Raw genomic sequence first — 25,018 nt, 5'->3', positions numbered from 1 at the left:
ATCCCTCGGCGACGAACCCACCCCAGCGCCGAACCCACCCCCAGTGACGAGCTCCCCAGCGGCGAACCCGCCCCGCGAACCCGCCCCGTACGACCCCCCGTCGCGCCCCCCGCGCGGCGACCGGTGCGCAACTCCTGTACGAATCTTGTTCGCCCGCTGTACCTTTCCCCCGTGTCTGATGGCGGACGGCCGTGAACGCCGCGGGGGCGACCCCGTATGTCCACTGCCGCCTCGCCCCCGAGTGCGCATACTCCGGACCTTCGTTCTGACAACGTTGTCAGAACGTCCCGGCCCCCGGACCGTGCGCGAGTACCGCGACGCTGGAGAGGTTCGTGCCCATCAGATCCCACGCCCCCGTCCCCCGCACCCTTCCCGGAAGACCCGCCCGCCGGCGTCCGCGGCCGCTGCGCGCGGCGGTCGCCGCGCTGCTCGCCGGCGCGCTCGGCCTCACCGCGCTCGCGGGCGGCGGCGCGGCCGTGGCGGCGCCCGCCGCGGCCGAGTCCACCGCCTCCCCGGGGACTTCGGGCGGCACGGACTACACGAAGCTCGTCGACCCGTTCGTGTCGACGGCCGGCGACGACGGCAACGATCTGCCGGGCGCCCAGGCGCCGCACGGTCTGGCCAAGGTCAACCCGCTGACCACGCCCGGCCGCAACCACTCCGGCTACGACTACGACGAGGACCACATCGCCGGGTTCACCGCCACGAACCTCGACGGCGTCGGCGGCTCGGGCGGCGGCGGCGACCTGCTCGTCGTGCCGACCTCGGTACGGTACGACAGCCGCCCCGCGCCCGGCAGTTACGCCCACGCGTACAGTCACGACGACGAGAGCGCGACGCCCGGCTCCTACCGGGTGGGACTCGGGGCCCTCGCCGGAACCGGGTCGTCGGTGACCCGGGCCGCCGGCACCATCGACGCCGAGATGACCGCGACGACGCGCACGGCGCTCGAACGCTACCGCTTCCCCGAGGGCGCGGAACCCCGCCTCGTCCTCGACCTCGCGAACAACTTCACCAGCCGCACCCGCTCGACCCTGAAGGCGACCACCCTCCCGGACGGCACCACCTCGATCACCGGGCTCGTCGCGGGCTCGTTCAACGGCGCCTCGTACCAGCTGTACTACGTCGCCACCACCAACGTCCCCGTGACGTCCCTGCGCAGTTGGGGCGACGACGGCAGGCTGAGCGAGGCGAGCGCACAGGACGGCACCGACACCGGAGCCGTCCTCGACTTCGGCACGTCCGCCGGGCGGGACGTCGAACTGCGCATCACGCTCTCGCCGATCAGCGCCGAGCAGGCCGCGACCGACCAGCGCAACGAGGTCGGCGGCCTCACCTTCGACCAGGCGCGCGAGCGGACCAGGGCGGACTGGAACAGCACGCTCGGCGCGGTCGCCGTGCACGCCTCCGCGAAGTCCGACCCCGGCGCGACGCTCACCAAGGAGTTCTACACGCACCTCTACCGCATGTACGCGCTGCCGGTGAACGCCACCAGCACCAGCGGCACGTACCGCGGCGTCGACGGGGCGGTGCACCGGACGAACGGCTTCACCTACTACGACGGCTGGTCCACCTGGGACGACTTCCGCAAGTACTCCGTCGAGGCGTACATCGACCCGGCCGGCTACCGGGACATGGTGCAGTCGGCCGTCACCCTCTTCGCGGACGCGCGCGCCTCCGGCAAGAGCCTCGGCAGCCTCACCCACTCGGTGCCGACCGTGCGCTGGGAGCGCTCGGCCGTGGTGATCGCCGACGCGCTGTCCAAGGGCTACAAGGACTTCGACCGGCTGGACGAGGCCTACCCGGCCCTCGCGTCGTACACCGGCTACTACACGGGCGCGCAACTGCGCCAGGGATACATCGCGGGCGACCCCGGCACGACCGTGCAGCGCGGCTACGACCAGTGGGCGCTGTCCGTCATCGCCGACGCGCTCGGCAAGGACGCCGACGCGCGGAAGCTGCGCACCCAGTCCACCATGGCGATCGACCACCTCGTGAAGTCCGGCGCCTGGACCGCGCCCGACGGCACCGAGGTCGGCCTGCTCACCCCGCGCGCCGCGGGCGGCGACTGGCAGAGCGCCGACCACGAGAAGTTCGAGGCGGCCGGCCTCTACCAGGGCACCCTCTGGCAGTACCACTGGTACGACGCCTACGACATGGGCGGCCTCATCGAGGCCATGGGCGGCGCGAAGGCCGGCCGGGCCGCGCTCCGGCACATGTTCGGCGAGGACTCCGCCGCCGACGACGGCTCGGCCATGCTGCACTCCAACGCCAACGAGATCGACCTCCAGGCGCCCTACCTCTTCAACTACGTCGGCGAGCCGAGCCTCACCCAGAAGTGGGTCCGCGCCATCTACACCGGCACGACCTGGAACCGCTACATCGCGACCGGCTCCACCGACGAAGCGCCCAGCTCCGGCGGCGAGTTCAGGCCGCCGGTGAAGACGCGGGTCTACCGGCTCTCCCCGCACGGCTTCCTGCCGACCATGGACAACGACGCCGGCACCATGTCGACCATGTTCGTCGCCGCCGCGCTCGGTCTGTTCCCGGTGACCGCCGGCTCGGGCCAGTTCCAGTTCGGCAGCCCCTTCTTCGACTCCACGACGATCACCTACCCCAACGGCGCCCGGTTCACGGTGAAGGCCGACGGCGTCTCGCCGAGCGACTACTACGTGCAGAGCGCCACTCTCGACGGCAAGCGGTTCACGAACACCTGGCTCGACTACGCGCAGATCGTCGCCGGCGGCACCCTCGCCTTCACCATGGGCGCCAAGCCGTCCGCGTGGGGTGCGCACACCGAGCCCGCGTACTCCCTGAACACCGACGCCGGTGACACCGGGGGCAGCGGCACGGGCCGGGGCGGCACCGTCGTCTCCGCCCGCCCGGGCACCGTGAAGACCGCCGCGGACGGCGCCGTCGACGGCCGTGTCCGACTGGCCCTGTCCGGACGGGCGTCGTTCGCCGCCCGCGAGGGCACCAGCCTCACCGGGACCGGGGCGGCGAGCGTGACCGGCCTGCCCAAGGGCGTCACGGCCGATCTGCGCGTCACCGGCCCGCGTACGGCGACGCTTTCGCTCACCGGCGCCACCGAGGCCGACGCACGTGTCGGCCTCGCCTTCCGCGACGCCGCCTTCGCGCACGGCGTGCCGGCCGCGACGGTGAGCGGCACCGGGGTGTCGGTGACCGACCCGCTGGTGATCTCCGCCGCCGCGGTGCACCGCGAGGCGCTCGCCGCACTGGTCGACCAGGCGTCGCCGGTGCGCAGCGGCAACTACTCCGCCGGCTCCTGGAGCCTGTTCCAGTCGGCGCTCCAACGCGCCCGCACCGTCCTCGCGGACCCCGCCGCCGCGACGGGCGCCCTCATGGGAGCGAACGACGCGCTGCGCTCCGCCGCCGACGCGCTCACCATCGACGAGGGCGGCTACGCCGTCCTCCAGGCCGAGAACCCCGACCGGATGGAGGGCCCCAGCCTGGTGAAGGAGGCGTACTACTCGGACGGCGACCTCGGCGGCGTCACCGACGGGGCCTGGGAGCGCTACGCCAAGCTGGACTTCGGCGGCGTCGCCCCGCGCAGCGTCTCGGTCCGCTACGCCAACGCGCAGCCGGCGACCGCCACTCCGAGCAGCGTCGACATCCACGCCGGCGCGGCGGACGGCCCCCTCGTCGCCACCGTCTCCCTTCCCGGGACCGGCGGCTGGCAGTACTACACCACGGTGCAGGCGGCGGTCACCGACCCCGAGGCCCTGCTGAGCGCGAAGAGCGCGACCTTCGTGTTCCACGCCCCCGCCGGCCGGCAGTGGGTGGCGAACTTCGACCGGTACCAGTTCTCCCCGCAACCGGTCACCACGTCCCCCACGACCACCCTCGCCACCCTGACGGCCGCCGACAGCACCACCACAGGCGGCGGTTCGCTCCCGCTGAGCCTCACCAACGGCATCTTCGAGAACGTCACGAACGGCGCGTGGGCCGAGTGGAAGGACACCGACCTGCGCGACGGCGCCGACACCCTCACCGTCCGCTACGACAAACCGCAGTCACGCGCCGCCTCCGACTCGCGCATCGAACTCCGCCTCGGCTCCGAGGACGGCGCGAAGAGCGTCACCGTCCCGCTCGACTACACCGGCTCCGGCTGGGGAACCGTCGCCACCACGAGCGTTCAACTCGACCCGGGCGTCTTCACCGGCGTCCAGGACGTGTACGCGGCCTTCGTCTCCAGCACCCAGTCGAGCGCCCAGCCCTACGTCGGGAACATCTACGCGCTGACCCTGACCCGGAGCGCCGACGCCCCCGCCGGGTTCGACGCCACCGCGTTCCGCGCGAGCAGCGGCGGCGGGCTCAAGAGCGAGCCGGCCGGCTGGAGCGGCGCGGGGTCGGCCACCGACCTCGGCGGCACCTACGACGGCGCCTGGCTCGACTACGGCGACCTCGACTTCGGCACCTCCCCGAAGAACACCGTCACCCTCACCTACGTCAACAACTCCGCCCGCTGCGGCACCGGTTCGGCCGTCCAGCTCTATCTGGACTCCTTCGACGCGGCGAACCCCGGCACGCCGTACGCGACGATTCCGCTGCCGGTCACGGGCGCCGCGTGGTCGGCGGGCGGCACGACGAGCCTCACCCTGCCCAAGGCGATCACCGGCACCCACGCCGTCCACCTCCGGCTGACCACCCACCCGGACTCCGCGCACCCGTACGTCGCGAACCTGGGCCGGATCACCTTCAGCCACGTCGACACACCCGCCGCCACGGACAAGACCGCCCTGCAGAAGGCGATCGACCGGTACGCGGGGCTGTCCGACGACGCGAAGCGCTACGACGCGATCGACTTCGCGGTGTTCCGGCGCGAACTCGCCGCCGCGCGCGACCTGCTGGCCGCCGACGGCGTGACCCAGCTCGACGTGGACACCCGCACCCGCAGCCTCACCCTGGCCGCGAACCAGCTGGTCCCGCTGCCGAGGCTGAAGCTGGAGGACCTGGTCGCCACCGCGTCCGACCTCGACGACGCCCGCTACACGGACGCGTCGTGGAAGGCGTTCACCCAGGCGCTCACCGCGGCGAGGACCGCGCTGGCGGACGACACGGCCACGGACGACACCCTCACCGCACGGTACGCGACCCTCGGCCACGCCCTCGCCGCCCTCACCGCCAAGCCGAGGACGGCGCCCGCCGCGCCCGACGCCGTCTCGGCGACCGCGTCCGGCACGAGCGTCACCGTCGCCTGGTCCGCGCCGAAGGACACCGGCGGCTCACCGCTCACCGGCTACCGGGTCACCCTCGACCGCGACCACCAGGTCGAGATCCACGACCCCAACAGCCGCAGCACCACGTTCACTTGGCTGCCGGCCGGCCGGTCGTTCACGGCCCGCGTCCAAGCCGTCAACAAGATCGGCGCGTCCCGCCCGAGCGCCGCCACGGCCCCCGTGGTCACCGGCGGCGGCCGGCCGCAGAAGCCGGCCGTGACGGGCGTCCTCACCGACGGCAAGAGGGTGCGGGTGACCTGGCGGCCCGCGGCCGACAGCGGCCTTCCCGTCATCGGCTACACCGTGACCCTCGGCGACGGCACCACCGCGCACCTGCCCGCCACCGCGGACACCGCGCTGCTCACCGCCGCGAGCCGGACGAAGACCCACACCGCCACCGTCACCGCGGTCACCCTGGCCGGCACCTCGGACGACCAGGAGCCGACGGCCACCGCCGCCGCGGCCGACGACACCACCGACCCGACGGCCTATGTGCCGACCCCCTTCCCGGACGACACGCTGAACGCCGCCTACCCGTCGGACGAGTGGCCGGCCACCGGCGACGGAACGGACTACTTCGACGGCCTGCTCAGCGGCTTCGACGACCTGCGCTCCGACATCCTCGGCGCGAACGAGAAGGCGCCCGCCGGCACACCGCTCACCGCCGAGAACGACAGGATCGCCGTGGGCGTCAACAACGCGGCCACGCAGAAGGAGGTGGACCGGGCCGAGGTGGACGCCACGCACAGCGCCACCGTCACGATGGCCGACGGCCTCGGCTCCCGGCTCGGCCGGATCTACGAGGACGCCCTGAACAGCGGTCAACTGCCCAAGACCAGCGCGCTGTTCGGCCGTGTCGCCAAGAGCCTCGACACCCATGACGCGGCCAAGGACCACTTCGGCTATCTGCGCCCGTACGTGCGGCTCGGGTTCGCCGGCGACGGCGGGTACGTCTACGAGTCGCAGGACGGCTCGTACAGCGGCCTCGCCACCAGCGGCTCCTACCCGAGCGGTCACACCTACGGCGGCTACGAGGCCGGGACCGTCCTCGCCACGCTCCTGCCCGAGCTGGCGCCCTCGATCCTCGCGCGCACCTCGGAGTACGGGAACAACCGGGTGATCCTCGGCTTCCACTACCCGCTCGACGTGATGGGCGGCCGGATCACCGCGCAGGCCACCGTGGCGCACCGCTGGGCGGACCCCGCCTTCGAGGACCTGCTGACGCAGGCCCACACCGAGATCGAGAACGTCCTGCTCCAGCAGTGCCTGAAGCAGGGGTACGGCGACACGCTCACGGCCTGCGCGGGCGACCCCTACGGCGGCCTGAGCACGGCACAGGACATCGACCTGTACACGCAGCGCCTGACCTACGGGTTCTCCCAGGTGGGCAAGGCCGGGCAGCCCCTGAAGGCGCCGTCCGACGCGGCGGCCCTGCTGATCACGGCCTTCCCGGACCTCACCGCCGAGCAGCGCACCCAGATCCTCGAACAGACCGCGACGGACTCCGGCTACCCGCTCGACCTCACCGCGGACGGCGGCGAGAGCTGGCAGCGGATCAACCTGGCGGCCGCGCTGGCGGCGCACGTGGTGGTGAACGCCGACGGCTCGGTCACGGTGACGAACCACCCGGACGCCACCCGGGCGAGCGTCGCCGACGCCCGGGCGATCACGGTGGGCGGCGCCGCGATCGACGGGTTCGCCCCGGACGGGACCACGTACGTCGTCGACTGGCCGAGGAACCGGCCGATCCCGGCCGTCACCGCCGTACCGGCCGAGTCCGGCGCACGGGTGAAGGTGACGGACGGCGGCACGGTCCTGACCTCGCCCGCGTCCCGGCTCATCACCCGCACCATCGCGGTGACCTCGCCCAACGGCAAGGTCACCCGCACCTACTCGGTCGCGTTCCAGCGCACGGACCACGACCACCGCCCGGCCGCGACCGGCGGCGGCGCCGCAGGCGCCCCTGGAGGCCACGGCGGCGGATCGGGCCCCGCCCCGGGTCTCTGGTCGCGGGGCACGGAATGGGCGCGGACCCGGGGCGTTCCCCGGGCCTGAGGCGCCTACGGCGCACCCGCCCGCCACGTTCGCCACACCCGACGTGCGCGGGCGGCCCGCCGCCCCGCAAGATGGAGACACCTGGCCTCCGCTCCGCGTACCCCGAGCCGGAGCGGAGGCCACTCCACGCACGGCCCGGCCCACCGCCCGTACGCCCGCCCGGCGTCCCGTCCCCGGACGGCACCGCCCGGCCGGCCCGGCCGCCGCCCGGGGCCGCGTCCACTCCACCGGCCTGCTCCCCTGAGAACGCTCAGCGGCAGACCGGACCGGCCCGGGTCACCGCCCCCCGGCGGCCGACGCGCCGTCCCCCGTCCGGCCCGCCAGGGCGATGTCCGTCCTGGCCGTGACGTTCAGTTTCCGCAGGACGCGGGCCACATGGTGTTCCACCGTCCGGACGGACAGGACCAGACTCTCGGCGATGTCCCGGTTCGACCGGCCCTGCACGACCAGGCGGGCCACCTCCCGCTCGCGCGGGGAGAGCTGATCGCCGTAGCCGAGGCGGCCGCGGCGATGCGTGGAGACGATGTCGTGGCGGCGCAGCAGCCGCCGGCAGCGGGCCACGTCCCAGCGGGCGCCCAGCTGCCGGTACGTCTCGATGACGCTCCGGACGCAGTCCGCCGCCGCCTCGTCGCGCAGCTCCAGCAGGAAGCGGCCGCGCGCCTCGGCCGCCCGGGCCGCGTCGAAGGGCCGCCCCAGCCGCCGCCACCGCCGCTCAGCGTCCGCGAGCGGACCGACCGCCTCGGCCGGGCCCTCCTCGGCCCCGGCGAGCAGCGCCCGGCACACCGTCAGCGCCGCCCGCGCGGCCGGCGCGTCGCAGTCCTCGGTCCCGGCCGCGAAGTCGGCGACCAACCGGTGCGCCCGCCCGCTCTGCCCGCTGCCGAGCAGGGCCTCCACAGCGGTCGGCGCGACCTCCCCGGCCCACACCCAGCCGCCGGTGCGCTCCAGCCGGTGCAGGGTCTCCTCCATCGCCTCGCACGCCTGCCCGGGCCGCCCGGCCTCCAGATGGACTCGGGCGGTGGCGGCGGCGGAGGCGGTGAGGATGACGCCGGTGTCGTAGCGGGTGACGCGGGCGGCCTCGGCCAGGTCGCGGCGGGCCCGGGAGACGTCGCCCAGCACATGCAGCGCGGTCAGCCCGCGCACCAGCATCGCCTCGGAGGCCAGGTCGGGTATCTCCCGGTACAGCAGGGCGGTCCGGTCGGCGGCCTCGTGCAGCCCCGGCCAGCGGCCCTCGTGCCAGGCGAGCACCAGGCGGGCGGTCTGGGTCAGCCCCTCCAGATAGGGGCTGCTGGTGTCGGCCAGACCGGCGGCGGCCCGGCCGAGGAACTCGTGGGCCCGGACGCCGTAGCCGAGCGCGGTGGCCGCGTGCGCCAGATTGGTCCAGCCCCGCGTGCGGTGCGCGGCCTCCATCGCCGTCCCGGCCGGAGCGTCCAGCGCCTCGGCGGCGGCCCAGGCCCGCGGGCTGCCGAGCAGCATCAGCGCGGTCGCCCGGTTGGCGGCGATCGCGGCCCGGGCGACGGGGTCGGCGACCCGGTCGCCGAGCGTCTCACCGCGCCGCAGCCAGTACAGGTGGCGCTCGACGTGCCAGCCCTTGATGGACGGGATGGCGGCGACCGCCATGGCACGCGCGGCCGTCGGCGGGTCGGAGGCCTCCAGGTCGGGGATGGCGCGGGCGACCTCGTTGAGACTGTCCAGCGCCCCTCCGCTCTGGTTGCGCAGGACGACGCTCAGCTGGAGGCGGATCTCGCCGCGCAGCCGGGGCGGCGGGTCGTCCTCGTCCAGCACCCGCCGGACCACGGCCACCACACGCTCACCGGCCCGGGCCAGTTGCGCCGTGCGGGCGAGCTTCCCGGCGGTGCGCACCCGGCCCGCGGCCCGCGGGTCCTCGGTGACCGCCCGGGTGTAGAGGCGGGTGGCGGTGGCGTAGTCGCCGGCGGCCGCCGCCCGGTCGGCCGCCGCGACCAGACAGCGCGCCGCCTGCACCACCTGCCCCGCCATGGCGTACAGCCGCGCCAGTTCCTCCAGCGACGGCCGGCCCGCGTCGCCGCGGCGCAGCGCCCGGGCGGCGCGCAGACCCAGCCGGGCCAGGCGCGGCCCGGGCACCCGCTCCAGCGCGGCCCGCCGCTCCAGCGGATGCCGGAAGGCGGGGCACGCCCCGTCGGCCCGCAGCGCCGCCCGGCGCAGACACGCGTCCACGGCCGCCTCGGCCCGCCCGGGCGCGAGGCCGGCCACCTCGCCGAGTACGGCGGCCGGGACCGGCCGGCCGAGGACGGCCGCCGCCTCGACGACGCGCCGCGCGTCGTCGGTGAGCGGCGCGCACCGCCGCGCCCACTCCCGCCGTACGGCCGGGGGCGCGCCGACCTGCCGCAGCGCGGCGAGCGGCGAACCCGGGCGGGCCGGGCGGGCGTCCTCCCGATCGGCGGCCCTCCCGTCATCCGCCCACGCCTCGCGGGGAGTTGCCGCCGCGTCGGCCCGTGTCGCCGGGGACTGTGCCGCTGCGTCGGCCCGTGTCGCCGGGGACTGTGCCGCTTCGTCCGCCCATGTCGCCGGAGACTGCGCCGCGTCGTCCGCCCGCGTAGCCGGAGGCCTTGCCGCTTCGTCCGTCCGCCTCGCCCGGGGAGCTGACGCACCGGTGGTCCACACCGCCGCGTGAGTCCCGGCCCCGTCCGCCCACGCCGCCTCACCACGTCCCGTATCGCCGGTCGGCGCCGCCCACGGGGCCGCCGTGTCGCCCGCCCCTGCGGTGCCGGGCCGTTCCGCTTCGCCCGCCCGCAGCAACTCATCGGCAGAGCACAGCAGTTGGACGACGACCTCGGGCAGGCCGCGGGTCAGCTCGTGCACCAGCGCGGCGGTCTCCTCCAGCTCCGCCAGGTGTTCCGGCCGGAAACCGCCGAGCCACCGCCGGACATACTCCTCCGTCTCCGCGGGCGTCCAGGGCCGTACGTCGATCTCCCCGGTCCGCAACCGTCCCGGCGCGCGGAAGCCGAGGTCCGGCAGACCGGGGGAGGGGTCCTCGGTGACGACCAGCCGCAGCCCGGCCGGCATCGCGCCGATCAGACGGCGGAGCAGCCCGAGGGTCGCCGGGTCCGCACGGTGCGCGTCCTCGACCACCAGGACGACATCGCCGTACGCCGCGAGCAACGCCTCGAACGCGCGCGGCGCGAGGGACCGCCGCACCTCCGGATCGGCCGCCCCGGCGGGCGGCGGCGGCAGCCGGTCGGCCAACTCGGGTACCAGGAAAGCCAGAACGCCGGTCACCGGCGGCAACGGCCCACCGGACAGCACGGCGGGCCACGGCAGCCGGGCGAGCGCGTCGGCGAGGGGGCCCAGCGGCACCGCCTCCACCGCCTCGCCGCACCTCGCGCGCAGCCGCGGCCACCGCGCGAACTCCGGTGCGGCCAGCACCTCGTCCACCAGACCGGACCCGCCCGCCCCGGCCTCCGCCCGCACCACGGTCAGGCTCGGCCCCTCTCGCAGCGCCTCCCGCAGCCGCCGCGCCTGCGCCGCGCGGCCCGCGCACATGTCACCGCCGGCCGCCCCCGCGCCGTGCCCCGCGTCGAAGCACCGTCTCTCCACGGCACCGCCTCTCACCGACCGCACACCCGGCAGGACCGCCACGGGCCCGAGCCGCCCGGGGCCGCGGCGGAGTGCGGCCCGGGGCCGGACCGCCCTGCCCGTCGAAGAGGTGGTCTATCCGTCCGACGGCCGCACTGCAATAGGCGTCCACCACCTACGGATTGCCGGCGCTGCCTCCCCGACTCCGGTGCCGCCCACGCCCGGACCGGGCCGGCGGACGAGCACGCCCGGTTCCCCGGCCGTCGCGCTCCCGTCGCCCAATCTTTAGGTAGCGGTACGCATTGCCGCCTTGGCCGGCGGTGTCCCAAGCTCTGGGCAGTTCGGCGACGTCATCCCCGTACCCACGGTCCCTGGCCGGCAGGACGCGCGGTACGGGGCGGCTGCACCCCACAGTCGTACGGCGCCGTCGGACCCGTGCCGCACGGAACCTCACTCCGTGCGGCACATCGCCCCCCATTCCGCCGCGGAAGCCGAGACCCCGAGGCGACCGCGCGACCGCCGTGACCCATGCTTGTCATGCTCGCAACATGCGCGGTGTGACGCTGCGTCAGGCAGCCGCCCTCCCGGACACACCCCTTCCCGGGCACACCCCGCCCGGGCGGGGCCCGCCCGGAGGGCGGCAGGGGCGCGAGGCATCCCCTCCGGGACCGCACCGGCCCGGACCGTTCCCCAAGGGAGAAACCATGGAGTTCGACGCTCGCGTCGTCCGGCGGACCCTCGCCGCCGGCGCCAGTGCCGCCCTGCTGCTGGTCGGCGCGGCCGCCGCCGGGGCCACCGCCGCCCCCGCACCGCCCGGCGGCCCCGAGGGCCGTATCGTCGGAGCCGACCGCCCCGGCGCGGTCGACGGCTCCTACATCGTCACCTTCAAGGATTCCGTCGCCCGCTCCGACGTCCCCGCCGCCGCGAAGACGCTCGCCGAGCGCCATGCGGGCAGCCTGCGGTACACCTACACCGCCGCCCTGCGCGGCTTCGCGGTGCGCATGTCCGAGAAGCAGGCGAAGGAACTGGCCGCCGACCCGTCGGTGGCCCGCGTGGAAGCCGACGCGGCGGCGTACGCGGTCGACACCCAGACCAACCCGCCCTCCTGGGGCCTGGACCGCGTCGACCAGCGCGACCTGCCCGTGGACAAGCGCTACACCTACGCCACCGCCGCCGCAGGTGTGAACGCGTACATCGTGGACACCGGCGTCCGCCTGAGCCACCGCGACTTCGGCGGCCGCGCCGTCAGCGGCTACGACTTCATCGACAACGACACCAACGCCTCCGACTGCGCCGGCCACGGCACCCATGTCGCGGGCACCGTCGGCGGCGGCTCCTACGGCGTCGCCAAGGGCGTCAAGCTGGTCAGCGTCCGGGTGCTGAACTGCCAGGGCACCTCAGGCGACACCTGGGCCCCGGTCCTCGCCGGCATCGACTGGGTCACCAAGAACGCGGTCAAGCCCGCCGTGGCCAACATGAGCATCGGCGGCGGCAGGACGCAGTCGGTGAACGACGCGGTGGCGGCGTCGATATCCTCCGGCGTCACCTGGGTCGTCGCGGCCGGCAACAACAACGCCGACGCCTGTTCCTACTCCCCGGCCTCCACCTCCTCGGCGATCACGGTCGGCGCCACCGACAGCCGGGACGCCCGCGCCACCGGCTGGGCCAACGGGCAGGGCTCCAACTACGGTTCCTGCCTGGACGTCTTCGCGCCCGGCGACAGCATCGTCTCCACCTCCAACTCCGGCGACACCGCCTCCCAGACGATGAGCGGCACCTCCATGGCCACCCCGCACGTCGCCGGCGCGGCCGCCCTGCTGCTCGCCGCCCACCCGGACTGGACCCCGGCCCAGGTCCGCGACCGGCTGGTCGCCGACGCCACGGCCGGCAAGGTCACCGACGCCCGCACCGGCTCCCCGAACAAGCTGCTGTACACGGGCGCCGGAACCACCACCCCGCCCACCGGCCCGAAGTTCGAGAACACCGACGACTACGCCGTCCGTGACAACAGCACCGTCGAATCGCCCCTCGCGGTCACGGGTGTGAGCGGCAACGCCCCGGCCGCCCTGTCCGTCACCGTGGACGTCCGCCACACCTTCCGCGGCGACCTGAAGGTCGAACTCGTCGCCCCGGACGGCACCGCCCACCTGCTGAAGGACTACGACAGCAACGACAGCGCCGACAACGTCCAGGCCACCTACACGGTCGACGCCTCGGCCCACGCGGCCGACGGCACCTGGAAGCTGCGCGTCACCGACAACTGGACCAACGACACCGGCTACATCAACGCCTGGTCGCTGCAGTTCTGACCCGCCGCCGCACCCGCCGCACCGGGGCCGCGCCCCGGCGGGCACCACGCCCCGGCCCGCGGCGGCCCACGGCGCCGGCCCGCTCCCGCTCTCCCGGGAGCGGGCCGGCGTCCGTCCTCCCCGCGCGGGAGTTCAGCGCCCGGAGCCGTCGTGGTCCAGGTCGTGCTCCTCGGCGGACAGCAGATCCTCGGCGCGGCCCTCGAGGGCGCGGGCCGTCTCGACCGACCGGGGCAGCATGGTCTTCTCGTAGGCGCGCAGGGCGCCGTCGACATCGGCCGCGTGCGCGAGGGCGAGGGCGAGGTCACTGGCGTCGAGCATGGCGAGGTTGACGCCGACCCCGAGCGGGGGCATCAGATGGGCGGCGTCTCCCAGCAGCGTCACCGTCGGGCTGGGCCGCCAGGTGTGCGGGACGGGCAGGGCGAAGATCGGGCGGTGCACGTACGGGCCGTCGTTGTCGGTGATCATCCGGCGCAGCCGGGGGCCCCAGTGGGCGTAACGCTCCAGGAGCAGGGCGCGGATGCCCTCGGTGTCGTCGGCGGCCGGCCCGCCGGCGCCGATCCAGTCGGCCGGGACCCGCTGGACGAGGTAGGTGCGGATGTGGTCGCCGCTGTTGCGCTGGGCGAACATGGCGCGTTCCCCGTCGGCGGCGTGGGCGCTGCCCCGGCCGACGAGTTCGGCGATCTCGGGGTGACGGACCCGCACGTCGGAGAACCAGGCCTCCAGGAAGCTCACCCCGGTGTACTGCGGGACGGCGGGCGACACGGCGGGGCGGACCCGCGAGGAAGCGCCGTCCGCGCCGATGACCAGGTCCGTCTCGACGGTGGCGCCGTCGCTGAAGTGCAGCAGGCGCGGGCCGTCGTCCGGTCCGCCGACGCGTTCGAGGGCGCGGCCCCAGCGGACGGTGCCGGGCCGCAGGGAGCCGAGCAGCAGGTCGCGGAGCTGACCGCGGTCGATCTCCGGCTTGAACAGTTCGTCGGGCTCCGGGACGAGGTGGCCGGTGAGGGCGCCGGATGCGTCCAGGCGGCGCATCTCCTGCCCCTCCGGGCGGGCCAGCCGGAAGAACGCGTCGAGGAGACCGGCCTCGCGCAGGGCGATCTGGCCGTTGTCCGCGTGCAGGTCGAGCGTTCCGCCCTGGTCGCGGGAGTGGGGGCCGGTGTCACGGTCGTAGACGGTCACGGGGATGCCGTGCCGCTGGAGGATCCGGGCGCAGGTCAGCCCGCCGGGGCCGGCCCCGATGACGCTGATCCGGGCGTGGGCGGGGGTGGGGGAGGTCATGGGCGTGCCTTTCGCCGAAGGAGACGTGGGAGACGAGGAGGGGCGAGGGGCGACCGCGGGGCGCTCGCCGCCGGGCCCGGGCGCACAACCGCGGGCCGTCGACCCCGAAAAGTAGAATACGAGCAAAAGTAGAATGTGACAACTAAGAATCGGATTCCACTGTCGAGTAGACTCCTGTCATGACCGAACCCCCCGTCAGCCGCCGCGAACGCAAGAAGGCCCAGACCCGCCAGGCGATCGCCGACGCCGCACTCGCCCTCTTCCTGGACCGCGGCTACGACCACGTGAGCATCCGCGACATCGCCGAAGCGGCCGACGTCTCGACCGCCACGATCTTCAAGCACTTCCCGGGCAAGGAAGCCCTCGTCTTCGACCGGGAAGAGGGCGTGGACGCCCAGCTGATCGCCGCGGTACGGGAGCGGCCCGACGGGCAGGGCGTCCTCGAGGCGCTGCGGCAGCACCTGATCGACACCTGGCTGCCGATCGCGGCGCACCCGCAGCGGCGGGAGTTCGTCGACCTGGTCGACTCCACGCCGGCGCTGCGCGCCTACGCCGAACGCATGTGGGCGCGCCACACCGACACCCTGAGCACCGCCATCGCCGACGAACTCGGCGTGCCCCACGGCAACCTCGCCTGCGTCACCCTCGCCCGCTTCGTGCTGGAGGTCCCCGTCCTGTCCCAGGGGCAGAAGGACCATCGGGCCGCCGTCGAGGAGATCTTCGACATCCTCGCCCACGGCTGGCGCCCGCCGAGCGCGCCGTAGCGTCGCGGTGCCGCGGCGCCGAGCGCGGGCCGTCGAGGCTCGTGGGCGGCGCACCGGTGCGCCCGTGGGCCGCGTGCCCTCCGCCCCCCGGGATCGTTGGAGCGGGTATGCGAAAGACGATCACCACCGCGGTACTGGTCCTCGCCGCGGCAGCCCTGGCCGGGCCCGCGCACGCGGACGGCGGAGACAGCGGCGGCAACGGCGGTGACCTCACCGTCGTCGGCGGCAAAGCGGCCTCGTACCTGTGCGCGCTGACCTCGGCCACCGGCACCACCACCGGCGCGCGGTACCTCAGCTGCTCCGGCAACATGCCCGTCCACCTGTGAACCCGGTGTAGCCGCGGCCCGTCCCGCCGCCTCGTGACAGGCTCCGCGTCTTCACTTCTTGGAGCCTGTCCGAGGGATTGACGCGGCTCCCGTAAGAGGGGTTAATTCCTTGGTGCCGTGCATGGGAGCGCTCCCAAAGCATCGTGGACGCGCACGGCCGCCCCTACCCAGCCGAGGAGCCCATCCGCATGACCGCACGGACCGCCGGAGCCCTCCGCCCGCTCGCCCTCACCGCGGCCGCCGCCGCGCTGGCCGCCACCGCGCTCGCCGCCGCCCCCGCCGAGGCGGCGCCGGCGCACCCGGCACGGCCCGCCGCCCTCTACACCCCGCCCGCGAACCCGGACGCCCAGCGGCAGATCCTGGACCTCGCCCGGCACGGGAAGATCAAGGACGCGGCCGGCGTGCTGGCGATGACGCTGACCCCGCAGGCCGTCTGGTACGGCGACGGCACGCCCGACGAGGTACGGGCGTCGGTGCGCCGGACGGTCGCGGACGCGGCCCGCCGCCACGCGCTGCCGGTGCTGGCGCTCTACAACATCCCGGGCCGGGACTGCGCCCAGTACTCGGCCGGCGGCGCCGCCGACACCCCGCAGTACGAGGCGTGGATCGACGCCGTGCGCGCGGGCATCGGAAACCTGCCCGCCACCGTGGTCCTGGAGCCGGACTCGCTGTCGCTGCTGCCCTCCGACTGCGGCCAGGACGACGCGCAGGGCAGCAGGACCGCCGCCCGCTACACCGAGATCCACTACGCGGTGGACGCCCTGGAACCGCTCGCCGGGACCAAGGTCTACCTGGACGCCGGGCACAGCGGCTGGCACAGCGTCAACGACATCGTGCCCCGCCTGGCCGCCGGCGGCGTGGCCGACGCCACCGGCTTCTTCCTGAACATCTCCAACTACCGCTCCGACGGCGAACTGGCCTGGTACGGCAAGCTGGTGTCGTCCTGTCTGAGCTACGTGTCGGCGGGCGGCGCGGCGGCCGACTGCCCGAACCAGTGGTGGCCGGTGAACGACGCCCAGGCATGGATCGACGCGCATGTGCACGCGGCGCCGTCCGCGATGAAGCACTTCGTCACCGACACCAGCCGCAACGGCCAAGGCCCGTGGACCGCGCCGGCCGGCGTCTACTCCGACCCGCAGGACTGGTGCAACCCGCCCGGCCGCGGCCTCGGCGCCCGCCCCACCCTCGACACCGGGGACCCGCTCGCCGACGCCCGGCTGTGGGTGAAGATCCCCGGCGAGTCGGACGGCCAGTGCACCCGCGGCACGGCGGGCCCCGACGACCCCGAGCGCGGCTACCCGGACCCGGCGGCCGGCGCGTGGTTCCCGCAACAGGCCCTGGAACTGGTGCACAACGCCGACCCACGCCTGCTGCCCTGACCCACGAACGCGAACGCGGACAGGGACAGGGACGGGGACGGGGACGGGGACGTACGAGACTGCCGGGACCCGGCCACGGCGTGGGTCCCGGGGCCCGGCCAGGCTACGACCCCGTCCGGCTCGCCCTGGCCGCCGCCTGCGCCACCGCGGTCCGCCTGTCCCTCACCCTCCGCCCCCACACGGCCGGTTCGGCGGAGGCTGAGAAGAAGACATATGCCCCGTAGTTCCCGGGTACAGTCGGTTCCGGCCTCCCCCACCCCAGGAGCACTGCCATGCCCGACGTCACGGAGACGACCACCACCGCCGGCGACCTCGTGCACCGGCTCACGCCGGACGCCGTCCGGGCCGCCGCCGAACGGCTGAGCCCCGCCGACTCCGCCGACCCGCATCCGAACCGCAGTTGGTACGCCCTCGTCGGCACCCATCTGTACTACGTGGTCGATCTGGTCGAGACGGCCACCGGCGCCCCGCGCGTCGATGTCAGGACCGCCCGGCTGCGCCTGGCCGAACTCGGTTTCCCCGTGTTCGCCCTGGCCTGGAACACGCTGCTGACCCGCGGCCACCCCGGCCACACCGGCTGATCACGAAGGATGCGGCCCGCCGCCGCCCGTGGTTCGCTGAGGGCTGTGAGGGAGGACGGCGATACGCACCGAGGCGGCCCGGTCCGGCGGTACGGGGTCCGGCCGCGCCGGTTGTCGGGCGGTGCGGGTCCCGACCTGCCCGGCACCGTCCTGCGCGGGGGCGGCCGGGACGTCACGCGCGGGCGCGGGCCGCTGTCGGTGCGCGGGCGCAGCTACGCCTGGGTGCCGCCCTTCGTGCTGCTGGTCGCCATCGTGCTGCTGGACTGGAACACCAGCGGAGCGTTCCGGGTGCTGTCGTGGACCGTGCTGGTGCCGGGATTCGCCGCCGCCGTCTGCGGGGTGTGGGCGACGGCCGTCTTCGCGGGACTGGCGATCGGCGCGTACGTCCTGTTCGACAGTGCCTGGCCGCACCAGTACCGCATCGGCCTGCCCGACTTCATCCTCGTCGTCGTGGGCAGTGCGCTCGCCGTGCTGGCCTGCGCGGTCCGCCAGCGCGGGGAGCGGCAGCGGCGGCACATGGAGGACGTGGCCGAGACCACCCGCCGTACCGTGCTGCGGCAGTTGCCGGCGGGCTGGGGCGGCCTGGACCACGCGGCCGTGTACCTCGCCGCGGACGCCGCCGCCCGGATCGGCGGCGACTTCTACGACATCCAGCCGAGCCCCGCCGGCCCCCGGGTCCTGGTCGGCGACGTCCAGGGCAAGGGGCTCGGCGCGGTCGAGGCGGCCGCCGCGCTGCTCGGCACCTTCCGGGAGGCCGGCTACCACGAGCCGGACCTGGCGAGGGTCGCCGAGTGCCTCGAACTGCGCATGCTCCGGCACCGCGAGCACGCCAGAGCCCTCGGCAGGAGCGACGGCGACCGCTTCGCCACCGCGCTGCTGCTCGGCTTCCCGGACGACGACCCGGACATCGTCAGGGTCGTCAACTTCGGCCATGAACCGCCCCTCGTCGTCGGCCCCGCGGGCGTCCGGCAGTTGCCGCCCGGCGACGGACTGCCCCTCGGCCTCGGCGACCTCGCCGGTCCCGGTCTGCCGCCGGTGCGGCGGGCGCGGATCGTCCCCGGCGAGACACTGCTGCTGTGCACGGACGGGGTGACCGAGGCCAGGGACGGCACGGGAGCGTTCTATCCACTCGCCGCCGAACTGGCCCGCGCCGTCGCCGCGGACCCGCGCACCGCCGAGCCGGACCGCCTGGTCGACTACGTCCGCCGGGGCACGCTGCGGCACTGCGGCGGCCGGCTGGGCGACGACACGACGATCTTCGCGGTGCGGCGGACCGTCGCGCGGGACCCCGCCGTCGGCCGCCCCCGGACGTGACCCGCGGCCCCCGCCGCCCGGCCGCCCCTGCCGCCGCCCCCTTGTCCCCGCCGCCCGCTTGTCCCCGCCGCGCCGGCGATCCCGCGCGGTGCGGCGATCCCGCGCGGCCCGGCGATCCCGCGCGGTGCGGTCGGTCAGCGGGGCCAGGTCCAGGAGATGCCGTGCACGCCGGGCGGGCACTTGTGGAGCAGCATGTGCGAGGAGTGCGACACGTCCAGGGCGAGACGGCGCTCATAGCGCCTGGGCGCGTCGATCCGCTCCTTGAAGAAGCGGTGACAGCCGACCGGCAGCGCGTCCGGGTGGAAGCAGATCTGCAGCAGGTACTCGTGCGGGCTGGTGCGGATGCGCCGCTCGTGGTGCAGCGACTGCGTCGGCTCGGAGCCGTAACGCAGGGTGTAGGCGATCAGCGCGGTCTCGTCGCGGGCCAGCGGCCGGCCGAAGTCCAGTTCGGCGACGACGGCCTGCAGCTCCGGCAGCCGGCGTACCGTGCCGAGCCGGCCGTGGTGGGCGGTGACGGTCGCGTCCTCGGCGGGTATCTCGTCGTGCACGACGGTGATGCGGCGCGCCCCGTCCCGCGTGGCCCGCAGGACCTGCTTCACGGTGATGGACCGGCACCGGCGGTGCGCGTCGACGCGCACCGTCTCGTGGATGCTGAGCGCGAGGAGGTCGTGGTTGAACCGGTGGAACCCGGCGCCCAGGGCGAGTTCGACGCGGGACCTCTCCCCGAAGACCCGGCGGGAGACGTCCGGTCCGGGACCCTCGCCGGTGATCCGGCCGCGCGGGCGGCTCGGCCCGATGAGGGAGCGCAGGGCGCCCGGCGGGAGACCGAGGATGTCCTCCAGGGCGTCCACGGCGCGCAGGGAGTGGGCCTGTTCCGGCTGGCTGCGCCCGCGCTGCCAGTAGCTCAGGGTGGCGAGGCTGACGCTGATGCCCTGCGCGGCCAGCCGCTCGCGCACCCGGTCGAGGGCGAGGCCGCGGCGCCGGACGGCGTCCCGGAAGGCGGCGGCGAAGGTGCCAGCCGGGTCCGCGGCGCCGGCCTGCCGGGCGCGGGCGGAGGTCTCGTCGGCGGGTCCGGCCCGGTGCGGCCTGCTCATGGCGCCTCCGCGTCGCTGGTGCGCGTGCTGCGGCCCGCGTGCCGTGTGCGGTGCGCGTGCCGTGCTGTGGTGCGCGTGCTGTGACGAGCGTGCTGTGGTGTGGTGCGCGTGCTGTGGTGCGGGATCATACGCCCGGCCGGGCGGGCCCGCCGTCGGCGGACCCGCCCTTACGCCCCGCGCGCCGGGGTCAGTTGGTGTTGAGCGTCAGACCGTAGTACGACAGGGCGTCGTCGAGGGGCTGGAAGTACGACGAGCCGGAGGAGTTGGTGCCCGAGCACTGCTGACCGGTGGGCCCGCCCGAGGTCATCCCCTGCGCCTGGTTGCCGGAGATGTACGCGCCGCCGCTGTCACCGCCCTCCGTGCACACCGACGAGCTGGCCAGCCCGGTGACCACCGTGTCGGGGCCGCCGTGCTCGTCCACGTACGTGACGGAGACGTTGTACGACTTCACCGCGCCGCAGGTCCAGCCGGTGGTCTGCCCCGACTTGCACAGCGAGGAGCCGGAGGGAGCGCGCTTGCTGCCCTTGACGGCGATGTTCGCCCCGTTGCCCCAGGTGCCGACCTGGGTGGCGACGGAGTCGTCGGAGTCCACCTGCGCGACGCCCATGTCCACGCTCCGGCGGCCCAGGGCGTAGCGGCTGTGGACGCCCTTCGCGAAGTGGGCGTTGTTGTAGTACAGGTCGGTGAGGTCGGCGACGCAGTGGCCCGCGCTCACGAGGTACTGGCGTCCCGAGGAGTCGTGGGCGCCGTAGCCGACGGAACACACCCAGCTGCCCTGGCTGTTGGTCCAGGACATGCTGCTGCCCGGGTAGACCGTCGTCTGGGGCGAGAGGCGCTGCCCGTCGTTGACGACCCGTACCGCGCTGCCCTGCGCGGCCGCGGTCTTCAGGAACGACTTCGCCGCGGCCGACGTGCGGCCGGGGGTGACGTGCACGGTGACGGTGTCGCTCGGCAGGTCCACCGACCACGAGGCGACGCCGTCGGGGGCGGCGCGCAGGGCCTGCGCGTCGAGCGCCGCCTTGATCCGGTCCAGGGCGCGCTCGCCGTGCTGCGGGACGCGCGCCGCCAGGCCGTGCTCTCTGGTCCGCGCGGCCGCGGCGGCGGAGGAGACGTTCACCGTCAGCTTGCCGTCGGCGGTGAAGTAGGCGCCGTCCGTCGCCGTGCCCGAGCGGCTGAGGTCCGCCAACTCGCTCTGCTGGGCGGCCTGCTGGTCGAGCCGGGCCACGGCGGCGTCCTCGCTGACGCCGAGGGACCGGGCCAGCGCGGCGACCATGGCCGGCTGGTAGCGGGGCGCGGTGGGGGAGGGGGCGGCCTGGGCGGCGCCCGTGGCGACGGCCGCCGCGAGCAGTGTGCCGGCCGCGGTGGCCACCAGGGATATCCGGGAAACGCGCACAGCTGTCCTTTCGTCATGGGCATGTCACGTCCATGGGTGGGGGTGACGGACGGTCTCCTGGGGACGGAGACGGCCGTCGGCGGGACGTGGGATGCCGGTCCGGCGGCGTATGGGGGTGCGCCGCCGGACCGAACTCTGGCCCAGCGCAAGGAGGTTGTTCAAGACGCGTTCATCGGTGCGTTTTCAACAGGATGCGTGCAGCTGTTGAATCCGGTGATACCCACGTGCCCTGCCGGCCGGCGCCGCCCACGCACCCTGTCCTGTCCGGGCCGCGCCGCCCACGCACCTGTCCTGTCCGGCCGGCGACACCCGCACGCCTCGCCCGGCCGGTGACGACGGGGATCGCGTCCGGGACGTGGCGACTCCGCCGTCCCCGCCCCCGCCCCCGGGCCGGTGTCAGGTGAGCGGCGCGGAGGGGGTCAGCGGACGGGGGCGGTGCTGCGGCGGGGCGGCGGGGTCCTCGGCGACCGATTCCGGGTGCCCGGAGGCCGTTTCCTCGCGCCGGGAGTGCGCGGCGTCGAGCCGCAGCATGGCCCGCTCGTCCGGGCTGCCGGACGGCGCCTGGTAGACCACCACCCGCTGGCCTCCCGTGCGGGCCAGCCGCATCACCTCGTACGTCAGGGTCATCGATCCGACCTGCGGATGGCGGAAGGTCTTCTGTCCGCCCCCGCGCTCGCACACCTCGTACCGCTCCCAGATCCGGGCGAATTCCGGTGATTTCAGGAGTAGTTCGCCGACCAGCGAGGTCAGTTCGGGGTCGTCCGGGTCGGCGCCGGCGACCGCGCGCAGATGGGCCACCGAGTGGGCGACCGTCTCCTCCCACGGCTCGTACAGGGTCCGGCCCACCGGATGCAGGAAGAGGTACCGGGTGAGGCTGCGCTGTTCCTCCGGCCAGTCCCACAGGCCGGGCAGCAGCCGCCGGCCGGGCGGGTTGGCGGCCAGGACGCGGTTGTGGCGGCTCGCCACGTAGGCGGGCAGCGGGCGCATCGACTCCAGCATCCGCAGCACCGAGTCGCGCACCGTCCGGTCGGCGCAGGCCGGCAGCTCCGAGACCCGCCCGGAGGCCAGTTCGGCCAGCTCGTGCAGGCGCTCGTAGCCGTCGCCGCGCAGCCGCAGGGCGCGGCCGAGTGCGTCCACGACGGCGGGGGAGGGATTGGTCTCCCGCCCGCGCTCCAGGCGGATGTAGTAGTCGACGCTCACCCCGGCCAGCGCGGCCAGCTCCTCCCGGCGCAGCCCGGGGGTACGGCGCAGCCCCGCCCCGGCGGGCAGGCCGACGTCCTCCGGACGCACCTGTGCCCTGCGGGCCTTGAGGTATCTGCCGAGTTCGGTACCGCGCGCCTCTGCTGCTGCCATCCGGCCATTGTGACAGGGGCACGGCACGCCTGAGGGGGTGTGTCAGGGCCTGGAACACGGCACCCCGGGAACAGCGCGGTCTGCCGCGTGGCGGACGTGTGCCGGAGAGTCGTTCCCGGAGCGGGCGGCCCGGACGCCGGGACCCAGGGGGTGCGAGACACCGGACCGCGGCCCGGCGTCACCGAGGCCGCCCGCCACCCCACCACACGCCACCCCACCACACGCCACCTCACCACTCGCCACCCCACCACTCGTCACCCCACCACTCGTCACCCCACCACTCGTCACCCCACCACTCGTCACCCCACCACACGCCGCATCACCCAATGCGCCCGAACCGGGTTCCACACAAGGGAGTTCACCATGACCGCCACCCGTCGCCCGCTCTCCGCGCCGCCCGTCGCGTCCGCCCGCGGGCGCGACGCCAGGGCGCCGGAGCCCCTGCCGCGACAGCCGGCTCCGCTCGCGCGGCGTCCGGAGGGGACGCGACCGGACGCGCCGCCCGCGCTCACACCTCGGGCCGCTCGGCGCAGAGGAGTCGAACTGATCGCCGCGCTGCTGGGGTTCACGGTGATCACCATCGACGTCTCGGCGGTGAACATCGCCCTGCCCGCGATCCGCGGCTCCCTCAGCGGCGGGATGACCGGTCTGCAGTGGGTGGTGGACGCCTACACCCTGATGTTCGCGGCCCTGATGCTGTCCGCGGGCGCCCTCGCCGACCGGGCCGGCGCGCGCCGCGCCTACGCCTGGGGGGTCGCCCTGTTCACCCTGGCCTCCCTCGCCTGCGCGCTCGCGCCCGGCATCGGCGTCCTGGTCGCGGCGCGGGTGGCGCAGGGCGGCGCGGCCGCCGTCGTGATGCCGGCCTCGCTGGCGCTGGTCCGGCAGGCCTACGAGGACGCCCGCGCCCGGGCCCGCGCGATCGCGCTGTGGACCGTCGGCGGCTCGGTGGCGATGGCCGCGGGCCCGGTGCTCGGCGGACTGCTCACCGACGTGGCCGGCTGGCGGTCGGTCTTCCTGCTCAACCTCCCGGTGGGCGCGGTCGTCCTGGGCCTGCTGGTCCGGGTGGAGCGCTCGCCGCGCCGGCCCGCCGCGCTGGACGCCGCCGGTCAGCTCACCGCCGTACTGGCCCTCGCCGGGCTGGCGTTCGCGGTGATCGAGGGCGGCCATCTGGGCTGGACCGCCGCCCCTGTGCTGGCCGCCGGTGCGCTCGCCGTCGCCTCCGGGTGGGCCTTCTACGTGGCCGAGGCCCGGCAGGCCCGGCCGATGGTGCCGCTCGGGATGCTGACGGACCGCCGGGTGGCCGTCCCGCTCGCCGTCGGCTTCGCCGTCAACGCGGCCTTCTACGGCGGGATCTTCCTTCTCGGCCTGTACTACCAGCAGTTGCGCGGGATGTCGGGGACCGAGGCGGGGCTGATGTTCGTCCCGATGTCGGCGGTGGTGACGGCGAGCAACCTGGTCTCGCCCCGGCTGGCGGAACGCATCGGACGCCGGCAGGTCATCGTCGTCGGGCAGCTGGTCTTCGTCGGGGCGATGGCGGCCATGCTGCCGCTGGCCGCGCACACCCCGGTGTGGCTGGTACTGGTTTTGCTGCTGCCGCTGAGCACGGGCGGGGCGCTGGCGGTCCCGGCGGTGACCGCGCTGCTGATGGACGCCGTTCCGGCGGAGCGCGCGGGTACGGCGTCGGGGTTGCTCAACGCCCTGCGGCAGACCGGCGGTGCGCTCGCCGTCGCCCTGTTCGGCAGCCTGCTGGCCGGCAGCGACGGCGGCTTCTCGCTCCCGGGGATGCGGATCGGCCTCCTCGCCGTGGCCGTCGTCGTACTGGCCACCGCGGCGGTCACCCGTTTCCTGCTGCCGCGCGACTGACGCGTGCCGGGACGCCGACGCGCTGACGGCGCGTCAAGGACGCCCACGTGCGCCGGGGTCCACGGGCTTCGATCCCGACCGTGCGGGATCGCGCTCGATCAATGCCGTGGGGAGGGGGCCGAGCCGGCCCCTCCCCACGGCGTTCGGCTGTCCTCGGCGGGTCCGGTCAGGGGCGTGTTTCGGCCACGTGCCCCGCCGGCGCTGCACCGATCGGGCTAATTAGGTTAGGCTTCCCTAAGTAAGAGGAGCTTCGGAGGTCCGGGTGCGCCATCCCCCAGCCATGCCGGTGCGCCGACGGCCGTCCGACGCGACCGTCGGGTCCCGGCGCCGCCCGCTCGATGGCGAACCCCCACGCGGCATTCCCCACGCTCCAGCGCCCCGCTGCCGGACCCGTCCCGGACCGTTCCCGGAACGCTCGTCCGCGCCCCCGTCGCGGCAGGCGCCGCAACAGCCCGAACGAAAGAGCCGATGACACGGTGACTTCCCGTTCCGCCCTCCTGCCCGCCGCCCCGGCCGCGCA

At 74.8% G+C, this 25,018-nt stretch carries 13 protein-coding genes; 8 read left to right on the top strand and 5 right to left on the bottom strand.

The window, feature by feature from the left end:
• Positions 1-332: 332 nt before the first annotated feature.
• Positions 333-7,295, top strand: coding sequence for a glycoside hydrolase domain-containing protein (locus tag K7787_RS06345; protein ID WP_223000742.1), 6,963 nt, complete (start codon positions 333-335; stop codon positions 7,293-7,295).
• A gap of 276 nt (positions 7,296-7,571) precedes the next feature.
• Here the strand turns inward: K7787_RS06345 and K7787_RS06340 are convergent, their stop codons facing one another.
• On the bottom strand, positions 7,572-10,868 hold the full coding sequence (locus tag K7787_RS06340; RefSeq protein WP_308036293.1) for a LuxR C-terminal-related transcriptional regulator: 3,297 nt from the start codon (positions 10,866-10,868) through the stop codon (positions 7,572-7,574).
• Positions 10,869-11,551: 683 nt separating this feature from the next.
• Here K7787_RS06340 and K7787_RS06335 point away from each other — a divergent pair.
• Positions 11,552-13,156 (top strand): S8 family peptidase, encoded by a 1,605-nt coding sequence (locus K7787_RS06335; protein ID WP_223000741.1) that lies wholly within the window; start codon positions 11,552-11,554, stop codon positions 13,154-13,156.
• Positions 13,157-13,288: 132 nt separating this feature from the next.
• Here K7787_RS06335 and K7787_RS06330 read toward each other — a convergent pair whose 3' ends face one another.
• Entirely contained in the window at positions 13,289-14,431 is a 1,143-nt protein-coding gene (locus K7787_RS06330) for an FAD-dependent oxidoreductase (RefSeq protein WP_164393244.1), read from the bottom strand.
• A gap of 179 nt (positions 14,432-14,610) precedes the next feature.
• Between K7787_RS06330 and K7787_RS06325 the strand changes: the two genes are divergently transcribed.
• From K7787_RS06325 to K7787_RS06305, 5 genes are all read left to right on the top strand, one after another.
• Positions 14,611-15,195, top strand: a complete 585-nt coding sequence (locus K7787_RS06325; RefSeq protein ID WP_223000740.1) for a TetR/AcrR family transcriptional regulator — start codon at positions 14,611-14,613, stop codon at positions 15,193-15,195.
• Between the two features lie 107 nt (positions 15,196-15,302).
• A complete protein-coding gene (locus tag K7787_RS06320; RefSeq protein ID WP_169437212.1) occupies positions 15,303-15,521 on the top strand; it encodes a hypothetical protein in 219 nt (72 codons plus the stop codon).
• Between the two features lie 188 nt (positions 15,522-15,709).
• Positions 15,710-16,900, top strand: a complete 1,191-nt coding sequence (locus K7787_RS06315) for a glycoside hydrolase family 6 protein (protein WP_164393237.1) — start codon at positions 15,710-15,712, stop codon at positions 16,898-16,900.
• A gap of 272 nt (positions 16,901-17,172) precedes the next feature.
• Positions 17,173-17,481 carry a hypothetical protein gene (locus K7787_RS06310; RefSeq protein WP_019981184.1) on the top strand — a complete coding sequence of 103 codons (309 nt, stop codon included), beginning with the start codon at positions 17,173-17,175 and terminating at the stop codon, positions 17,479-17,481.
• Between the two features lie 135 nt (positions 17,482-17,616).
• The gene (locus tag K7787_RS06305) at positions 17,617-18,795 is read left to right on the top strand and encodes a PP2C family protein-serine/threonine phosphatase (RefSeq protein WP_239116118.1); all 1,179 of its coding nucleotides are present in this window, start codon (positions 17,617-17,619) and stop codon (positions 18,793-18,795) included.
• 134 nt (positions 18,796-18,929) lie between these two features.
• Here K7787_RS06305 and K7787_RS06300 read toward each other — a convergent pair whose 3' ends face one another.
• From K7787_RS06300 to K7787_RS06290, 3 genes are all read right to left on the bottom strand, one after another.
• Positions 18,930-19,889 (bottom strand): XRE family transcriptional regulator, encoded by a 960-nt coding sequence (locus tag K7787_RS06300; protein ID WP_223000739.1) that lies wholly within the window; start codon positions 19,887-19,889, stop codon positions 18,930-18,932.
• A 187-nt stretch (positions 19,890-20,076) separates the two neighbouring features.
• Positions 20,077-21,282, bottom strand: coding sequence for a S1 family peptidase (locus K7787_RS06295; RefSeq protein WP_308036292.1), 1,206 nt, complete (start codon positions 21,280-21,282; stop codon positions 20,077-20,079).
• A gap of 396 nt (positions 21,283-21,678) precedes the next feature.
• Positions 21,679-22,635, bottom strand: coding sequence for a helix-turn-helix domain-containing protein (locus tag K7787_RS06290; RefSeq protein ID WP_247720603.1), 957 nt, complete (start codon positions 22,633-22,635; stop codon positions 21,679-21,681).
• Positions 22,636-22,998: 363 nt separating this feature from the next.
• Between K7787_RS06290 and K7787_RS06285 the strand changes: the two genes are divergently transcribed.
• Positions 22,999-24,498: an MFS transporter gene (locus K7787_RS06285; RefSeq protein ID WP_247720602.1), complete on the top strand. Its 1,500-nt coding sequence runs from the start codon at positions 22,999-23,001 to the stop codon at positions 24,496-24,498.
• Positions 24,499-25,018 lie beyond the last annotated feature (520 nt).

Source organism: Streptomyces sennicomposti (genome assembly GCF_019890635.1).
In the GTDB taxonomy this organism is placed as follows: Bacteria; Actinomycetota; Actinomycetes; order Streptomycetales; family Streptomycetaceae; genus Streptomyces; species Streptomyces sennicomposti.
The sequence above is the reverse complement of the archived record's forward strand: the minus strand, read 5'-3'. Positions and strand labels throughout refer to the sequence as shown.